Origin of the sequence: Arthrobacter sp. JZ12, assembly GCF_035189165.1 — a bacterium.
Taxonomy (GTDB): Bacteria; Actinomycetota; Actinomycetes; order Actinomycetales; family Micrococcaceae; genus Arthrobacter_D.
Genome location: NZ_CP045246.1, coordinates 368057 through 383492 on the forward strand (window position 1 = coordinate 368057; position 15436 = coordinate 383492).

The 15436-nt window shown below is 64.4% G+C and carries 14 protein-coding genes and 3 tRNA genes; 5 read left to right on the forward strand and 12 right to left on the reverse strand.

Annotated features, from left to right (window positions below; all coding sequences use genetic code 11):
- Nucleotides 1-45: 45 nt before the first annotated feature.
- The 8 genes from GC088_RS01855 to tadA all read right to left on the reverse strand — a co-directional run bounded on the left by GC088_RS01855 (nucleotide 46) and on the right by tadA (nucleotide 5179).
- Nucleotides 46-756: a DUF4232 domain-containing protein gene (locus tag GC088_RS01855; protein WP_323960224.1), complete on the reverse strand. Its 711-nt coding sequence runs from the start codon at nucleotides 754-756 to the stop codon at nucleotides 46-48.
- A gap of 129 nt (nucleotides 757-885) precedes the next feature.
- Complete coding sequence (locus GC088_RS01860; protein WP_323960225.1) at nucleotides 886-1626, reverse strand: YcnI family copper-binding membrane protein; 741 nt, start codon at nucleotides 1624-1626, stop codon at nucleotides 886-888.
- Nucleotides 1627-1729: 103 nt separating this feature from the next.
- Nucleotides 1730-2332 carry a hypothetical protein gene (locus GC088_RS01865; protein WP_323960226.1) on the reverse strand — a complete coding sequence of 201 codons (603 nt, stop codon included), beginning with the start codon at nucleotides 2330-2332 and terminating at the stop codon, nucleotides 1730-1732.
- 97 nt (nucleotides 2333-2429) lie between these two features.
- The gene (locus tag GC088_RS01870) at nucleotides 2430-2897 is read right to left on the reverse strand and encodes a 23S rRNA (pseudouridine(1915)-N(3))-methyltransferase RlmH (RefSeq protein WP_323960227.1); all 468 of its coding nucleotides are present in this window, start codon (nucleotides 2895-2897) and stop codon (nucleotides 2430-2432) included.
- 97 nt (nucleotides 2898-2994) lie between these two features.
- A tRNA-Ser gene (locus tag GC088_RS01875) sits at nucleotides 2995-3084 on the reverse strand.
- A 51-nt stretch (nucleotides 3085-3135) separates the two neighbouring features.
- On the reverse strand, nucleotides 3136-3618 hold the full coding sequence (locus GC088_RS01880) for a pyridoxamine 5'-phosphate oxidase family protein (RefSeq protein WP_323960228.1): 483 nt from the start codon (nucleotides 3616-3618) through the stop codon (nucleotides 3136-3138).
- 10 nt (nucleotides 3619-3628) lie between these two features.
- Nucleotides 3629-4627, reverse strand: a complete 999-nt coding sequence (locus tag GC088_RS01885) for an SDR family NAD(P)-dependent oxidoreductase (protein ID WP_323960229.1) — start codon at nucleotides 4625-4627, stop codon at nucleotides 3629-3631.
- Nucleotides 4628-4702: 75 nt separating this feature from the next.
- Nucleotides 4703-5179, reverse strand: coding sequence for a tRNA adenosine(34) deaminase TadA (gene tadA, locus GC088_RS01890; RefSeq protein WP_323960230.1), 477 nt, complete (start codon nucleotides 5177-5179; stop codon nucleotides 4703-4705).
- A gap of 22 nt (nucleotides 5180-5201) precedes the next feature.
- Here tadA and upp point away from each other — a divergent pair, with 22 nt between their 5' ends.
- The 3 genes from upp to GC088_RS01905 all read left to right on the forward strand — a co-directional run bounded on the left by upp (nucleotide 5202) and on the right by GC088_RS01905 (nucleotide 7686).
- Nucleotides 5202-5837, forward strand: coding sequence for a uracil phosphoribosyltransferase (gene upp / locus GC088_RS01895; protein ID WP_323960231.1), 636 nt, complete (start codon nucleotides 5202-5204; stop codon nucleotides 5835-5837).
- A 446-nt stretch (nucleotides 5838-6283) separates the two neighbouring features.
- Nucleotides 6284-7120: a winged helix-turn-helix domain-containing protein gene (locus GC088_RS01900; RefSeq protein ID WP_323960232.1), complete on the forward strand. Its 837-nt coding sequence runs from the start codon at nucleotides 6284-6286 to the stop codon at nucleotides 7118-7120.
- Between the two features lie 41 nt (nucleotides 7121-7161).
- Nucleotides 7162-7686 carry a SixA phosphatase family protein gene (locus GC088_RS01905; RefSeq protein WP_323960233.1) on the forward strand — a complete coding sequence of 175 codons (525 nt, stop codon included), beginning with the start codon at nucleotides 7162-7164 and terminating at the stop codon, nucleotides 7684-7686.
- On the opposite strand, the gene GC088_RS01910 is transcribed toward GC088_RS01905, so the two are convergent.
- Nucleotides 7683-9095 carry a dihydrolipoyl dehydrogenase family protein gene (locus tag GC088_RS01910; RefSeq protein ID WP_323960234.1) on the reverse strand — a complete coding sequence of 471 codons (1413 nt, stop codon included), beginning with the start codon at nucleotides 9093-9095 and terminating at the stop codon, nucleotides 7683-7685. The two genes, GC088_RS01905 and GC088_RS01910, sit on opposite strands and share 4 nt — an antisense overlap.
- Before the next feature lie 117 nt (nucleotides 9096-9212).
- Nucleotides 9213-9288: transfer RNA gene (locus GC088_RS01915), tRNA-Arg, on the reverse strand.
- A 271-nt stretch (nucleotides 9289-9559) separates the two neighbouring features.
- Here GC088_RS01915 and GC088_RS01920 point away from each other — a divergent pair.
- The gene (locus tag GC088_RS01920; protein ID WP_323960235.1) at nucleotides 9560-11428 is read left to right on the forward strand and encodes a phosphoenolpyruvate carboxykinase (GTP); all 1869 of its coding nucleotides are present in this window, start codon (nucleotides 9560-9562) and stop codon (nucleotides 11426-11428) included.
- Between the two features lie 77 nt (nucleotides 11429-11505).
- On the opposite strand, the gene GC088_RS01925 is transcribed toward GC088_RS01920, so the two are convergent.
- Complete coding sequence (locus tag GC088_RS01925; RefSeq protein ID WP_323960236.1) at nucleotides 11506-12912, reverse strand: phosphomannomutase/phosphoglucomutase; 1407 nt, start codon at nucleotides 12910-12912, stop codon at nucleotides 11506-11508.
- Nucleotides 12913-13035: 123 nt separating this feature from the next.
- Between GC088_RS01925 and GC088_RS01930 the strand changes: the two genes are divergently transcribed.
- Nucleotides 13036-15150 (forward strand): RecQ family ATP-dependent DNA helicase, encoded by a 2115-nt coding sequence (locus tag GC088_RS01930; protein WP_323960237.1) that lies wholly within the window; start codon nucleotides 13036-13038, stop codon nucleotides 15148-15150.
- Nucleotides 15151-15251: 101 nt separating this feature from the next.
- Here GC088_RS01930 and GC088_RS01935 read toward each other — a convergent pair.
- Nucleotides 15252-15339: transfer RNA gene (locus GC088_RS01935), tRNA-Ser, on the reverse strand.
- Between the last annotated feature and the right edge of the window lie 97 nt (nucleotides 15340-15436).

A 15436-nucleotide genomic window follows, 5' to 3' on the forward strand; every position in this document is an offset into this window, starting at 1 on the left:
CGCGCGGACGCCGCAGGCGGCGCATGGCGCGAGCTACGGCGTGAGCTATGGCGCGAGCGGCCTGGTGGGAGCCACCGTCATGAGGACGATGCTCTCCGAAGCACAGGCGGTGCCGGTCTGGTCGACTACCAGGGAACCGGTGTCGTTCGGCGGATACACGCGCAGTCCCACGGTATCCGTGAGCTGGCAGTCGGCACCGTAGTTCTCGGCATTGGTCTGCTTGACCGGGGCAATCGCAGACTCGCCGGCGCCCAGCACCACCGGAGCGGAATCTCCCGGCTCGCGGTCGGCCGGCGCGCCGACCTGGTTTCCTGCGGCATCGACGTAGGAAACGCCCGGGTAGCCGGTGATCTCACACTCGGAGCCCGAGGTGTTGGTGAAGATGAGTTGCCGGTAAACGCTGCCGGCTGCGCCTCCGCCCATCTCGGTTTCAAGCACGGCACTGAGCATGTCGGCGGTGCAGATCCCGCTCTCCGCGGCGGGTTCGGTGGTGGCCTCGTCTGATCCGGCTGGAGCCGAGGGCGACGGCGACGGTGAGGGTTCGCCGGACTCTGCGGATTCAGTAGGTTCCGTCGACGGCGATTCCGATGCGTCCTCGGTGGGCTCCGCTTCGGCGGTGGCCGGGGCGGAAGTAGCCGACGCGGCGGGTGAGGGCTGATCCTCCGCCGGTTCGTTGGCGAAGCACCCTGTCAGGGTGAGCGTTCCAAGGACGACGGCGGCGCAGAGCACGCGGGAGCGGGTAACACGGGTGGTCATGATTCCCACCCTGATAGGCAAGTACCCCTGCGTCAATCAGGCTCACTGAGCGTGACCTGATTGACGCAGGGAATACCGTTCCTTACGTAGTTTTTTTCCGGCTTTTTCCGGTTTCTTACGGGTGAGGACCTACGCCTTCACCTTCCGGGTCCGCACCAGGGCGCTGACGCCGGCGAGAAGGCCCAGCAGGCCGGCACCGAGTCCCACGTACCCGGCCGTGGCGGAGGCGGAGGACTCGTTGCTGGCGGAGGCCGTTTCCAGGCTTGCCGTCTCAGCGGACACGCCCTCGCCCTCAGCTCCTTCTTCCTCGGCATGGCCTTCTCCGCCGTGCTCCTCAGCGCCGGTCAGGGTGACAGTCGGAGCCGGTGCTTCCAGGCTGTGCGGGTCCTGGCCCTCCTCGGGAATCTGCGCCCAATCGGTTTCGCCTTCCACACAGCTCTGCAGCGTCGGGAAGGCAATCGTCTCTCCCTCTGCGTTAGGCAACTGGACGGACAGGTTGAACTGCTGGAGGTAGCCGTCTTCCAACGGAGTCTCCGGCGTGTAGACAATCTGGCCGATGCGCTCGGTCACGCTTGAGCCGTTATCCAGGGTGAGCGGCTCGTCGAGCGTCTCGACGACCTTCTCCACCTTCCAGCCGGGGACGACCTCGGGCTTGGCATCGACGATCTGCTCCGGCAGCGAGATCACAATCTGGTCTGTGGGTGAACCTTCACAGGCGTGCGAGAACGACACCGTCAGCAGGGCAAAGGCGCCCGCGGCAGTCGTATCGGACTTGACGGTCACGTGGGCTGCGGCGCCGCTGAGTCCGAGGCCCATCAGGCCTGCGGTTGCGGCGGCAGCGGTCAGGGTACGGCGGATTGAAGTCTTCATTGTGTTACCTCTCAAAGGTGCTTTCATCGGATAGCTAGCGCTAACCAGCGATGACAAGCGAAATAGGGAAGATGCGTCGGAACGCGTGGCACAGGGCCGGGTATCAGTGAGAGGAGAGGAGGGGTGGCCCGCGCAGCGGACTGACAGCCAGAAGGGGAGCGCTGTAGCGCCGGGTCGGCACCTCCGGCACCGGTGGCAGGTCGGCCACAGGAATCGTCGGCAGGATCCGGGGCAGCGCGGCGAGCGGGCGGAACCACTGCAGCGCCAGTTCGATCGCCGTCTCGCCGTAGTGGAGCATCAGTGCGGTAACGACGACGGCGGCCGCGTGCGCTGCCAGCATCATCGGACTGTCGAAGAGTGAGAAAGCGTGTGCGTGCTCCATCAGACCGACCGGTTGGCAGTGCACCTGTTGCGGGCCGAAGTGGCCGCGTGAGGTCGGAACGCATGCTGCCGCCGTCGTCGTCAGAGTTGTAAAGGCCTCGTGAAGCACCAGTTGGCCCAGTCCGAGGATGCCCAGCACAGCGGCCAGCGAGAGCTTCTTCCGTGCGAGCACGGTGACGGCCAGCAGGGTGGAAACTGCCAGCGCGGCAAGGATGTGGAGTCCGGGAAGGGCTGCGCCCCCGGCCAGGTGCGCTCCGGCTGCGAGGAAGAAGACGACGGCGGCAGTAGCGGTGGAGCGCAGCATACGTGCGTGGGTGCCGGGCACTGTCCGTCTCCTTCCGCTTATGTTTCTACTTCTCGTAGAAAATTTGCCGCGTTCCTACTGTATTCGCTGCAGACGGCCGCTTGGCTCGCTGCTCGTTTTACTCGTGATGATAGGAACGCCGCCCTGTGATTTCCTGAGACCGATACAGCTGTTCAGCGAGGATCAGGCGGACAAGCTGGTGAGGAAACACCAGCGGCGAGAGCGACCACACGAAGTCGGCACGCTGGTGGACGTCCCGGTTCACCCCGTAGGCACCACCGATGATCAACGTCACGTTCCGGGAGTTGTTGAGAGGCTGCTGGAGACGGGCCGCAAGCGAGGGGGAGTCAATGGCCTTACCCCGCTCATCAAGGAGGATGACGTAGTCGTGTGCGTTCTTGCCTCCGAGCCGTTCAAGCAGCCGTGCGGACTCCTCGTCTCGCGCGGCGTCGCCTTCTCGGGAGGAATGCGGAATGAGCTGCCAGGAAAGGTCGAACGGCTTCTTGAGCCGCTTCTCATACCGGGCGATGCCCTCGGCCACCCACGACTCATGTTTCCGGCCGACGGCCAGTGCACGCAATGCCATATCTACAACGCTCTTACTGATTCATCGACGCAAGCCGCATCGCGGCAAGACGAAGGCCCCCGCCCCACGAAGATTCGGGGATGCAGGGGCCTTCCGTTGGCGGTGACGGTGGGATTTGAACCCACGTTGGCTGTTACACCAAACAACATTTCGAGTGTTGCACCTTCGGCCGCTCGGACACGTCACCAACGCTGATACTTTACCGGCTGAGGTGCTCTCCACCCAAAAATGGGCTCGGCTAGAGGTCGATTACCTCGTTTTTCCCCATGTCAGGGCGCTCGCCGGTGACCATGCCCTTGGCGATCTCGAAGCCCTTGACGATGCGCGGCTTGTCGAGCGACCAGTACTCGGCGGTGTCGGCGTCGACCTTGATGAGCGCGATGGATGGGTCGTCCTTGCCGTCGAACCAGGGCTTCACGGACGGACTCCACAGCTCGTCGATCTTTGCCCGGTCCTTGGTGAGGGTGGCAGTTCCGGCGATGGACAGGTAACCCTTGTCGCTGCTGATGGAGACGTTGACCTGCGGGTTCGCCCGAATCTCGTCAGCCTTGGGGGAAGGATCCTCGGTGAAGAACCACAGGTCGCCGTCGAACTCCGCTTTCTGGACGGCCAACGGTCGGCTCACCAGCTGACCCTGGGTGTTGACCGTGGTGAGGATCGCTATGTCTGCGTCCTTCACGATCTTGATCAGTTCCTTCATTCCGTCCTGCTTCGATTCCACGTATTGCTCCTTATCCGGTTGATTCCTGATCCTGTTGGTTTCCCGGGCCGGGGTTCGGTTGGTCGTCCAGATCCGGGGGAGGACTCTGGTCGGGACGTCCGAGTTTCCCCCAACCGCCGGTGACCGGGCCTGCGTGAGGCGCAGGACTGAGCACGGTGCCGGTGGTCGGGGCCGCCCTGCCGCGGCGGATTGCCGCGATCCTCATCAGGGGGCCGACGAGGCGGTCGTAGAGACCCGGCAGCAGGGCATGAAACGGGATGAAGGTGCGCTGCACCACCCCGACGACCGTTGTCGCGCGGGGATTCCGGGCGTTGGCAATGATCGCGTCCACCACGCGGTCCGGGTGCACCACGGGGGGAAGCGGATGAACGTTCCGGCCGGTGTAGTTCGCCGCGTGCTGGTAGATAGGGGTATCGATGGTGGCCGGCAGTACCAGGCAGATCCGGATGCCGCGGTCCCGCCGCAGTTCCTGCCGGAGCACACGCACCATCCCGTAAAGGCCGAATTTGCTCGCGACGTACGGCGATACGTACGGCGAGGTAATCCTGGAGTACACGGATCCTATGAAGATGAGCGTTCCTGACCCCTGGCGCCTCAAATGGGGAAGGGCTTGGCGCGCCGTATTGGCAGCGCCCAGGAGATTCGTCTCGATGATCGACCGGAACACCTCCGAGGGGGTGGCCTCGAAGGTTCCATAGCTGTAGACGGAGGCGTTGATGACGCAGATGTCGATGTGACCAAATGTCCCGGCCGCCGCTGCCATGAGGGCCGCCACTTGCTGTTCGTCCCGGACATCGGTCGCGCGGGCAATGGCTTGGGCGCCTAACCGGATGCATTCCTCCAGTACCGGTTGCAGGTTCTCGGCACTTCGTGAGGCCAGGGCGAGCCGCGCCCCTTGGCGGGCGAAAGCCAGCGCAGTGTCCCGCCCGATGCCGCTGCTTGCGCCCGTGATAACGACGACGTCGCCCTCGGTGCCATTCGGTCGCTTGTACTGAATCGGTCGCTTCACTGGACTGAGCTCTCCCTGATTGTCGAGCTGGCTGTCGAGCCGGAGTTGATAAGCACGCTTACCATTCACCCTACGTCAGGAGCGGCGGATAGCGAAGAACTCCCTTAGCAGTGCTGCACTCTCATCTTCCCGCACGCCCGGAAACACCTCGGTCCAGTGATTCAACCTGCGCTCCCGGAGGACGTCGAATACCGACCCGGCGGCTCCGGCCTTTTCATCCCAGGCGCCGAACACCACGCGAGGGATCCGCGCCAGCACACTGGCGCCGGCGCACATGGCGCAGGGTTCCAGGGTGACCACGAGTGTGCACCCTTCCAGTCGCCATTGGCCGCGCACGGCTGCCGCCCGGCGGATGGCCAGGATCTCAGCGTGCGCCGTGGGATCGCCCGTAGCCTCGCGTTCGTTCCACCCGGTACCCAGTACGGTCCCGTCAGCACCGACGACGACGGCGCCGATCGGAACATCGCCCGTCTCAAGTGCGCGCTCGGCCCCCTGCAGGGCTAGCTGCATCCAGGCGGCGTGGTCGCGCTCTGTGGCGGGGGAGGCGGACATGGGCCAATGATACTTTTGAGCAATGCGCGTTCTGGTTGTCGACCATCCCCTGGTTTCCCACAAGCTCACGGTCCTTCGAGACAGGAACACGCCGTCGCCGGTCTTCCGGCTTCTGACGGAGGAGCTCGTGACGCTGCTGGCCTATGAGGCCACGCGGGAGGTGCGCGTAGAACCGGTGCAGATTGAAACTCCCGTGACCTCCACTGTGGGGACGGGTCTGGTGAAGCCCACCCCGCTGGTTGTTCCCATCCTGCGGGCAGGTCTGGGCATGCTGGAGGGCATGACCCGGCTGGTTCCCACTGCTGAGGTCGGCTTCCTTGGCATGGCCCGCAACGAGGAGACTCTCGAGGCCATCACGTACGCGGAGCGACTGCCGGACGACCTGACCGGACGACAGGTCTTTGTCCTCGACCCGATGCTTGCCACCGGCGGCACGCTGCGTGAAGCGATCAAGTTCCTGTTCCGCCGTGGCGCAGCAGATGTCACCTGCATCTGTCTGCTTGCCGCGCCGGAAGGTCTTGAGGTCCTGAAGCAGGAGCTGGAGGGAACGAACGTGACCATCGTTCTGGCTTCGATTGACGAGAAGCTGAATGAGAACGCGTACATCGTGCCTGGCCTGGGCGACGCCGGAGACCGGTTGTACGGGGTTGTCGGCTAGGGACGTCCCTGTCCAATATTTGGTCAGTTAGCCCGGTCTTGATTTTCCAATCGGTCGTGTTACCCGACGAAATGTCCATGAAGCGGCGCAGAACGGGCAGAAAGTCTCGGAGGTAACGGGTACTGACAGCCGTCGTCGTTCCTTTGTCTTTCGACCGTGATGTCCAGAATGTGGACGCCCTACCATTGTTACTTGTGCGTAGCAGATTGTTACGTGTAATTTTTCGAATTGTGAACACCAACTCAGCAGCATCTGCAGCCGCAGCCTATTCGCTGGACTTCGAGTCCATGCCGGGATCCCGCTGCTGTCGAATGTGCGCGTAACGGCATACCCCTAACCCTTACGCATCTCCTAGCCCAAAGGCGGGCTCCACAAAGCTCATCTCGACCGGGCACACCCCTGCATTCGAGCCGTGATGACGGCGATTCACCACGAGGTTGTTTACCATGACCGTTTCTTCCGGATACGTCCACATCTCCCTCCGCAACGCGCAGAACCGTGCCAGTGTTCAGCGCCAGGCATACGCCCAGCGGCCGGGGATCCCTCCCTACGGCCAGCCTGCTGCCGCCTTCCCGCCCGCATACGGGCAGTTGAAGCCGGTACCCTCACCGGAGGCCGCAGCCCCGATCACAGCTCCAGTCCCCGTGGTTGCTGCCAACGATGTACCGGGACCGCAGCCGGTCACCGGCGACACCACAGCCCGCGGGTTTGTACTCTACGTAGCGCTGGATGAGGACACGGCTGCAAGCCACGGAACCACGCTGTCCCGCCTGGCGCAGGACGTCCGTTCCTATGTGCGCACACTGGTTCCGGGTGCCCAAAGCCATGCCGCCGTCGCGCTTGCGCCGGCAGATGCAGTCGGAACCGACATTGACGTTGTGCGCCAGGCGCTCGGTGATCCCACGGTCAACCGCCGCCCCCGTGCCGAGCAGCAGCCAACGCCGCCGCCGGCTCCGCGCCCCACGGGTGTCCTGATCGATCTCTCCCGCCGGGAAGTTCATCTCGACGGCGATATCCTCAACCTCACTTTCAAGGAGTTCGAGCTGCTGAACTACCTGGTGGAGAATGCTTCGCGCACGGTCTGCCGCGAGGAGCTGCTGAGCGGCCTCTGGCGCAATGCGGACGAGGTCCCGAACGAGCGGACCATCGACGTCCACATCCGCAGGCTGCGCTCCAAGCTGGGACGTCTGGCCAACACGGTTCGCACCGTCCGCGGCCAGGGTTACCGCTTTTATGAGCACCCCGAGGTTGTTGTCTGGGCTGCGCCTGAGTACTCCATCTAGGGACTCCCGGCGCCCGTCGCAGCACGAAGTAGGGTAGGACAATGTCCACCCACCATCTGAAGCGACTCATGCTCATGCGGCATGCCAAGTCCGACTGGCATGGCGATGTGCCCGACCACGAGCGCCCGCTGAGCGCCCGCGGTCACCGGGACGCGCCGCTGATCGGCACTTGGATGGTGGAGCACGACGCCGTTCCCGACCTCATTCTCACGTCAACCGCCCTGCGCGCGCGGCAGACCTGCACCTGGGTCTGCAAGGAACTGGGGGAGAAGGCGCCTACTCCGCGGCTGGAAGGCAGACTCTACGCCGCCACGGCCACAGAGATGCTCACCGTACTCAACCACGTGCCGGAAACGGCACGCAGTGTCCTCGTCATTTCCCACCTGCCGGGGATCCAGAACCTCGCCATGCGCCTGGCATCCGTCGACTCGGACGAGGACGCCGTCGTGGACCTTGCGACCCACTATCCGACGTCGGGGCTGACGGTATTTGAGCACGCCTCGCCGTGGGCGGAGCTGGACGGGCGCGACGCTGCCGTGACCCACTTCGTGGTTCGGCGCGCCTAGAGCCCGTACTTCTCGAGCAGGCGCAGCCAAACCTCGCTGATCGTCGGGTAGGCCGGTACGGCATGCCAAAGGCGTTCCAGCGGAACTTCGCCGGCGATGGCGATGGTCGCTGCGTGCAGCAGTTCGGCTACATCGGGCCCGGCGAAGGTTACGCCGACCAGGACCTTCCGATCCTCGTCCACCACCATCTGGGCCCAGCCCTCATAGTTGTCCGCGTGCAGCGAAGATCCGGCTACTGCCAGCTCCAGGGACGTCTCACTGACATTGAGCCCGTCCTTGCGCGCCGTTTCGACGGTGCGCCCGGCCATGGCGATCTCCGGATCAGTGAAGACCACCTGCGGCACGGCGTATGTATCAGCCGTGGAAGCGAAGGCGCTCCACCTGTCCGGATTGCCGTTCAGGGTGCCGTTGGCGCGGGCGACGACCGCGTCGCCGGTCATGCGCGCCTCATACTTGCCCTGATGGGTCAGCAGAACCTTGCCGGCGGCGTCTCCGACCGCGTAGAGCCATGGATGTCCGCCCACCTGCCCTGACTCGTCCGACTCAAGCCCGCGCGGATCCAGGCCCAGGTCCTCAAGTCCCAGGCCTGCCAGGGCCGGATGCCGCCCGGTGGAGACCAGCAGCCGTTCGGATTCCACCACGGAACCGCCGGCAAGAGAGACCCGGAAGTGGCCGCCGTCGTACTGGACTGCTTCCGTACCGGTGTCCAGGTGCAGGGTGACGCCGTCGCGCTCCAGGCCGCGCTGGACCAGTTGCGCTGCCTGCTGTGGGTAGTTGCCGAGCAGTCCGCTGCGGGCCACCAGCGTGACTTCTGAACCGAGGCGGGCGTACGCCTGTGCCAGCTCGACGCCTGCCACGCCGCCGCCGAGGACGGTGAGGCTGCCGGGAACTTCCTTGGCCGAGGTGGCTTCCCGCGTGCCCCAGAAGGGTGTGTCCCGCAGCCCGTCAATGGGCGGCACGCTCGGCGTGGAGCCGGTGGCCAGTATGACGGCGTGGCGCGCCGTCAGGGGGGTGGCGCCGTCGTCGTTCCGGACCTCCACCTGACGCTCGCCGGTGAGGCGGGCACGGCCGCGAAGCAGGGTAATGCCGGTGCTGTCCACCCACTCAACCTGCGACGAGTCATCCCAGTTGGAGGTAAAGCTGTCCCGCCGTGCCAGAACCTGCTGCGGATCGAGCCCGCCTGTCACGGCCTCGCGCGCTCCTGCCACCGATCGCGCTCCATTCAGGGCGATTCCCGGTCTGAGCAGGGCCTTGGACGGCATGCAGGCCCAGTAGGAGCACTCGCCGCCCACCAGTTCCGATTCCACGACGACGGCCGATAGTCCGCCACGTACTACTCGGGCGGCGGCATTCTCTCCTACCGCTCCTGCACCAATCACAATGACGTCAGGGCTCTGCTCGGGGCTCATGCTGCTGAGCCTTTCATTCTGCCGGGCAGTGGGCAAGCAATGTCCGGCGGGTGCGCCCTACGTCTGGAACGCATCGGGAAAAACAGAAACGCCCCGGTTTCCCGGGGCGTTTCGACGTGGTGCGCGCGAAGGGATTCGAACCCCCAACCTTCTGATCCGTAGTCAGATGCTCTATCCGTTGAGCTACGCACGCATTTTCTTTGGCCGTTTGGCCGTAGATAACTGTACAGCCATTCGTAACCGAATGCTAATCGGGCCTTTTATGCTGATTTCTACTGGAAAGTAGTATAGACCGGTCTATGTGACCTTTGTCACACCGAGACATCACATTCGTCCGTAAAAACCGCGGAAATGCGCGGAATGTGCTGAGCGCGACGTTCAGGTTGCAGCTTACTCTGCCGGGATTGGTCCCGTCATCGCCCCTAGCATCGATACACACCTGCCACCCAACGAAGGGACGAGAAATGGGCGATTCCGCGCGACAGCCGCTGCTTGCTGAACGAGCGACTGACAACAGTGCAGGAACTGCTGCACCCACAACCCACCAGGCACTGCTGGCGTGGGTTGAGGAAACTGCCGCGCTGACGAAGCCGGACCGGGTGTATTGGGTCGATGGGTCGGAAGAGGAGAACGTTCGGCTCAGTGACGAGCTGGTTCAGGCGGGCACCTTCACGCGGCTCAACCCTGAGCTCTTCCCCAATTCGTTCGCTGCCTTCTCCGATCCGGCCGACGTCGCCCGGGTCGAGGAACAGACCTTCATCTGCTCCCGTGACGAACGCGACGCAGGATTCACCAACAACTGGATGGATCCGGACGTGATGAAGGACAAGCTGCGCGGGCTGTTCGACGGCTCCATGCGTGGCCGCACCATGTACGTCATCCCGTTCGTGATGGGACACCTCGACGCGAAGAGCCCCAAGTTCGGTGTCGAAATCACCGACAGCGCCTACGTTGTCACCTCGATGCGCATCATGGCCACTATCGGTACCGCCGTCCTGGACCGCCTCACCGAACTGAACGCCGAGTTCGTGCCGGCGCTGCACTCCGTGGGAGCGCCCCTGGAGCCCGGACAGCAGGACGTAGCCTGGCCGTGCAACGACCAGAAGTGGATCGTGCACTTCCCCGAGGAGCGTTCCATCTGGTCCTTCGGTTCCGGCTACGGCGGAAACGCCCTGCTGGGCAAGAAGTGCTACGCGCTGCGAATCGCGTCGGTCATGGCTCGCGACGAGGGCTGGCTGGCTGAACACATGCTGATCCTCAAGCTGACCTCCCCTGAGAACCAGACCTACTACGTCTCGGCTGCTTTCCCCTCTGCCTGCGGAAAGACCAACCTGGCGCTGCTGGATCCCACCATCGACGGCTGGAAGGTCGAAACTCTCGGTGACGACATCACCTGGATGCGTTTCGGCGAGGAGGGCGAACTGCGCGCGGTGAACCCGGAAGCCGGACTCTTCGGGGTCGCCCCGGGCACGGGCTGGCAGACCAACCCGAACGCCATGCGCGCCATCGCAAAGGGCAATTCGATCTTCACCAACGTTGCGCTGACCGACGACGGCGGGGTCTGGTGGGAGGGCATGACCGAGGAAACGCCGGCCCACCTGATCGACTGGCAGGGCAAGGACTGGACTCCTGCGTCGGGCACGACGGCCGCACATCCCAACGCGCGGTTCTGCACCCCGATCGACCAGATTGACATGCTCGCCGACGAGTTCAACGACCCCGAAGGCGTGGAACTCTCCGCGATCCTCTTCGGCGGACGCCGCAAGACCACGGTTCCGCTCGTTGCCCAGTCCCGTGACTGGACGAACGGCATTTTCATGGGGTCGACGCTCTCGTCGGAGACCACCGCTGCCGCTGCCGGTGCCGTGGGACGCGTGCGCCGGGATCCGATGGCGATGCTTCCCTTCATCGGCTACGACGCCGGCGACTACCTCCAGCACTGGCTGAAGCTGAGCGGCAAGGCCAACCAGGCCAGGCTGCCCAAGATCTTCCTGGTCAACTGGTTCCGCCGCACGGCTGACGGCGGCTTCGCCTGGCCCGGCTTCGGTGACAACTCGCGCGTCCTGAAGTGGATCATTGAGCGCATCGAGGGCAAGGCTGAGGCGGTGGAAACTCCGATTGGGTATGTGCCGGCTTCGGACTCGCTGGACCTGACCGGACTCGACCTCACTCCTGCGGATGTGGAGCAGGCGGTTTGTGTTGACTCCGCAGAATGGGCTGCCGAGCTCGAAGGCATCGAAGAGTGGTACAGCCAGTTCGGCGAGTCCCTGCCCAAGGAACTCTCGGATGAGCTGCAGAGCCTGAAGAAGCGGTTTGCTGTGTCTGCCCAGTAACACCGAGAGCTAGTACAGCACCAAGAAGTGTGGCCGGTCTCCTAGGAGGCCGGCCACACTTCTTTACTGGGCGATTGTTATTGGCGGATCTGCCCAAGCACTGCGGTGGTGAGGTTTTCCAGGGTGTCCGGGTTCACTGCCTCCGCATTGAGGCGAAGGAATGGTTCGGTGTTGGACGCGCGAAGGTTGAACCACCAGGAACCGTCTTCAGCGGTGAAGGTGAGGCCGTCGACCTCGTCTACCGTGACGCCGTCGTTCTCGAATTCCTTCCTGACACGAGCGGTGGCCGCCGTGACGTCCTCAAGCCGGGTGTTGAGCTCGCCGGAAGAGAAGTAGGGCTCATACTCACGGCCGAGTTCCGAGAGCGGCGCGTCCTGCTCGCCGAGCGCGGCGAGGACGTGCATTGCCGCGAGCATGCCCGTGTCGGCATTCCAGAATTCCCGGAAGTAGTAGTGGGCAGAGTGCTCGCCGCCGAAGACAGCGCCCTCTTCGGCCATGACGGCCTTAATGAAGGAATGGCCCACCCGGGTGCGTACCGGGCGTCCGCCTTCGGCGCGGACCAGTTCGGGCACAGCCCGGGAGGTGATCAGGTTGTGGATGATCACAGGCTCGCTCTCACCGGCAGCCTTGGCGCGGCGGATCTCACGGCGGGCAACCATCGCGGTGATTGCGCTGGGCGATACCGGCTCGCCCTTCTCATCGATAACGAAGCAGCGGTCGGCATCCCCGTCGAAGGCCAGGCCGATATCCGCGCCGTTGCTCACGACGGCGCGCTGAAGGTCGCGAAGGTTCTCCGGCTCAAGCGGGTTCGCCGGGTGGTTGGGGAACGTACCGTCGAGTTCGAAGTAGAGCGGCACGATCTCCAGAGGCAGGGCGGCGAGGTACTGATCGCCCAGAACAGCGGGCGTGGTCAGGCCCGCCATGCCGTTGCCGGCGTCGACCACTACCTTGAGGGGCCGGATGTCGGAAAGGTCAACGAGCTCCCGGAGGTACGCCGCATAGTCCCTCAGGACGTCACGGGACGAGGTGCTGCCCAAAGCGGCGACCGCAGGAATATCGCCTTCCGCAAGGTACTTCTCCGCACGCTCCCGAATCTCGGCGAGCCCCGACTCGGAGGAAACAGGAACGGCGCCCGGACGGGACATCTTCATGCCGTTGTACTGCGCCGGATTGTGGCTGGCCGTGAAGGTGACGCCGGCGGCATTCAGGTGGCCGCTCGCGTAGTACAGCTCGTCCGTGGAAATTGACCCGAGGAATACGACGTCCGCGCCCCTGGCAGTAGCTCCCTGCGCGAACGCCTCGCTGAACTCCGGCGAGGACGGGCGCATGTCGCCGCCAACCAGGACGGTCTGTCCGCCCAGCTCCAGGACATCTACAAATGCGGCACCGACCGCCCGCACAGTCTCAAAGGTGATGGTTTCTCCGACGATTCCCCTAACGTCATAAGCCTTGAACGATGCAGACAGGTCGATGGTTGAGTTCACGCTCGAAAGTCTATCCGTTTGGATACAGTGCCCAGCGGAGCGGGGAGTAATGAACGACGGCGGTTGTCCACATAGCGTCAGCACCCGCCGACGCTGTCCGTGCCGACTGCAATACTGGGGCGCATGGCAGACACAACCACCCTCCATGACCAGGCGCTTGCCGTCCTCCGGGCACTGGTGGGACGCGATGACGCAATGTTCCACGAGGGCCAGTTCGAGGCGATCGAGGCGCTGGTTCAGGGAGGTCGCCGTGCACTGGTGGTGCAGCGAACCGGCTGGGGGAAGTCGGCGGTGTACTTCGTAGCCAGCCTGCTGCTGCGCTCGGCCGGATCCGGACCCACTCTTATTGTCTCCCCGTTGCTCGCACTCATGCGGGACCAGGTCGCAGCTGCTGAACGGGCCGGCGTCAGTGCGGCCGCCATCAACTCGGCGAACCAGACCGAGTGGCAGGACATCGTTTCCCGCCTCGATGCCAACCAAGTGGACGTGCTGCTGGTGTCTCCTGAACGTCTCAACAATCCTGCCTTCCGCGAGAACCAGCTGCCGGACCTCATTGCCCGAACCGGGTTGCTGGTGATTGACGAAGCCCACTGCATCTCCGATTGGGGGCACGACTTCCGGCCTGATTATCGCCGGCTCCGGGACCTCATCACCACGCTCCCGGCCGGCGTGCCGGTGTTGGCAACTACGGCAACCGCCAACGCCCGCGTGGTCAAGGATGTGGAAGACCAGCTTGGTTCGGATGGAACCTCCGTCTACACGCTGCGCGGTGAACTCGCCCGCAAGTCCCTCAGGCTCGGCGTCCTGCGTCTTCCCAGCCCCCGCTCGCGCCTGGCGTGGCTGCTCACGCACCTGAACGAGCTTCCGGGCAGCGGAATCATCTACACCCTCACCGTCTCCGCAGCCGAAGACACAGCGCGGCTCCTGCGCGAAAACGGCCACACCGTACTTTCCTACACCGGACGCACCGATCCCGCTGACCGCGAGGCGGCGGAGCTAGCTCTCAAGAACAACGAGGTGAAGGCGCTGGTGGCAACCAGCGCACTGGGCATGGGCTTCGACAAGCCGGACCTCGGGTTTGTTGTGCACTTGGGGGCGCCGTCGTCGCCCGTCGCCTACTACCAGCAGGTGGGGCGTGCAGGCAGAGGGACTCCCAACGCAGACGTGCTGCTTCTGCCCGGCAGTGAGGACCGCGACATCTGGGAGTACTTCGCCACCGCGTCCATGCCGGCCGAAGACAAGGCGCAGCGCATCCTGCAGGAGCTGGAGGGAGGATCCGTCCTGTCCACACCGGCCCTGGAAACGCGCGTGGACGTGAGGCGCTCGCCGCTTGAACTTCTGCTGAAAGTGCTGGACGTGGACGGCGCAGTGCGGAAGGTGACCGGGGGCTGGCAGGCTACCGGCAAGCCCTGGCGGTACGACCATGAGCGTTACAGCCGCATCTCCCAGGCGCGGGTGCACGAACAGAACGCGATGCTGGACTATGAGAACACGCGATCCTGCCGGATGGAGTTTCTCGCAGCCGCGCTCGACGACCCTGCCGCTGCTCCCTGCGGCCGTTGCGATAACTGCGCCGGTCCCTGGTACTCGGATGACCTCTCCCATGACGCATCGGAAAGTGCAGGCACGGCGCTGGGACGGGTGGGCGTCGAGGTGGAGCCGCGGGGGCAGTGGCCCTCCGGCATGGACACCCTGGGAGTGCCCGTCAAGGGCCGCATCCCGGCAGACCAACAGCTCTCACCCGGCCGTGCCCTTGCACGCATGACTGACCTCGGGTGGGGGAACAAGGTGCGGGAGTTGCTCGCAGAGCAGTCTCCGGACGGTCCGATCGACGCCCTGACGGCACAGGCTTGCGTACGGGTACTTGCCGAATGGTCCTGGGAACAGCGGCCGGTTGCTGTGGTCAGTATGCCGTCACGTCGTCGGCCGCAACTGATCAGGTCCCTCGCGGAGGGGCTTGCCGGCATCGGGCGTATTCCGTACCTCGGAGCCCTCCAGCTTCCGCACGGGTGGCCCGCTGGAGGTTCGGGCGGCAACAGCGCCTTCCGGCTCGCCGCGGTCTGGGACAGGTTCGAGGTGCCCGGCGAGGGTAAGTCGTGGTTCCAGGCCAACCCAGGGCCGGTGCTGCTTGTGGACGATCTGGCAGATAGTCGCTGGAGCCTGACAGTTGCCGGGCGTTCCCTCCGTCAGGCTGGAGCCCAGCAGGTACTTCCGTTCGTCCTGGCGCTCAAGGCCTGACCCACTGAAGGCTTGCTGCAGGTGACCCGCTGAACCACCCTGAAACAAACAAGGACGCCCCGGCATCGAGTACTCAATCCGGGGCGTCCTTGGCGTAAACGCGGAGACGGGGGGATTTGAACCCCCGGTGGGCTTTAGACCCACACTTCATTAGCAGTGAAGCCCATTCGGCCGCTCTGGCACGTCTCCATCAGCTATTACTAGCCACCCAAGACTACCCAGACCCACGGGCAAGAGCAAAATGCCGATCCGCTCCCGGGCTCCTGTCGGTTAGGAGCAACCGGAC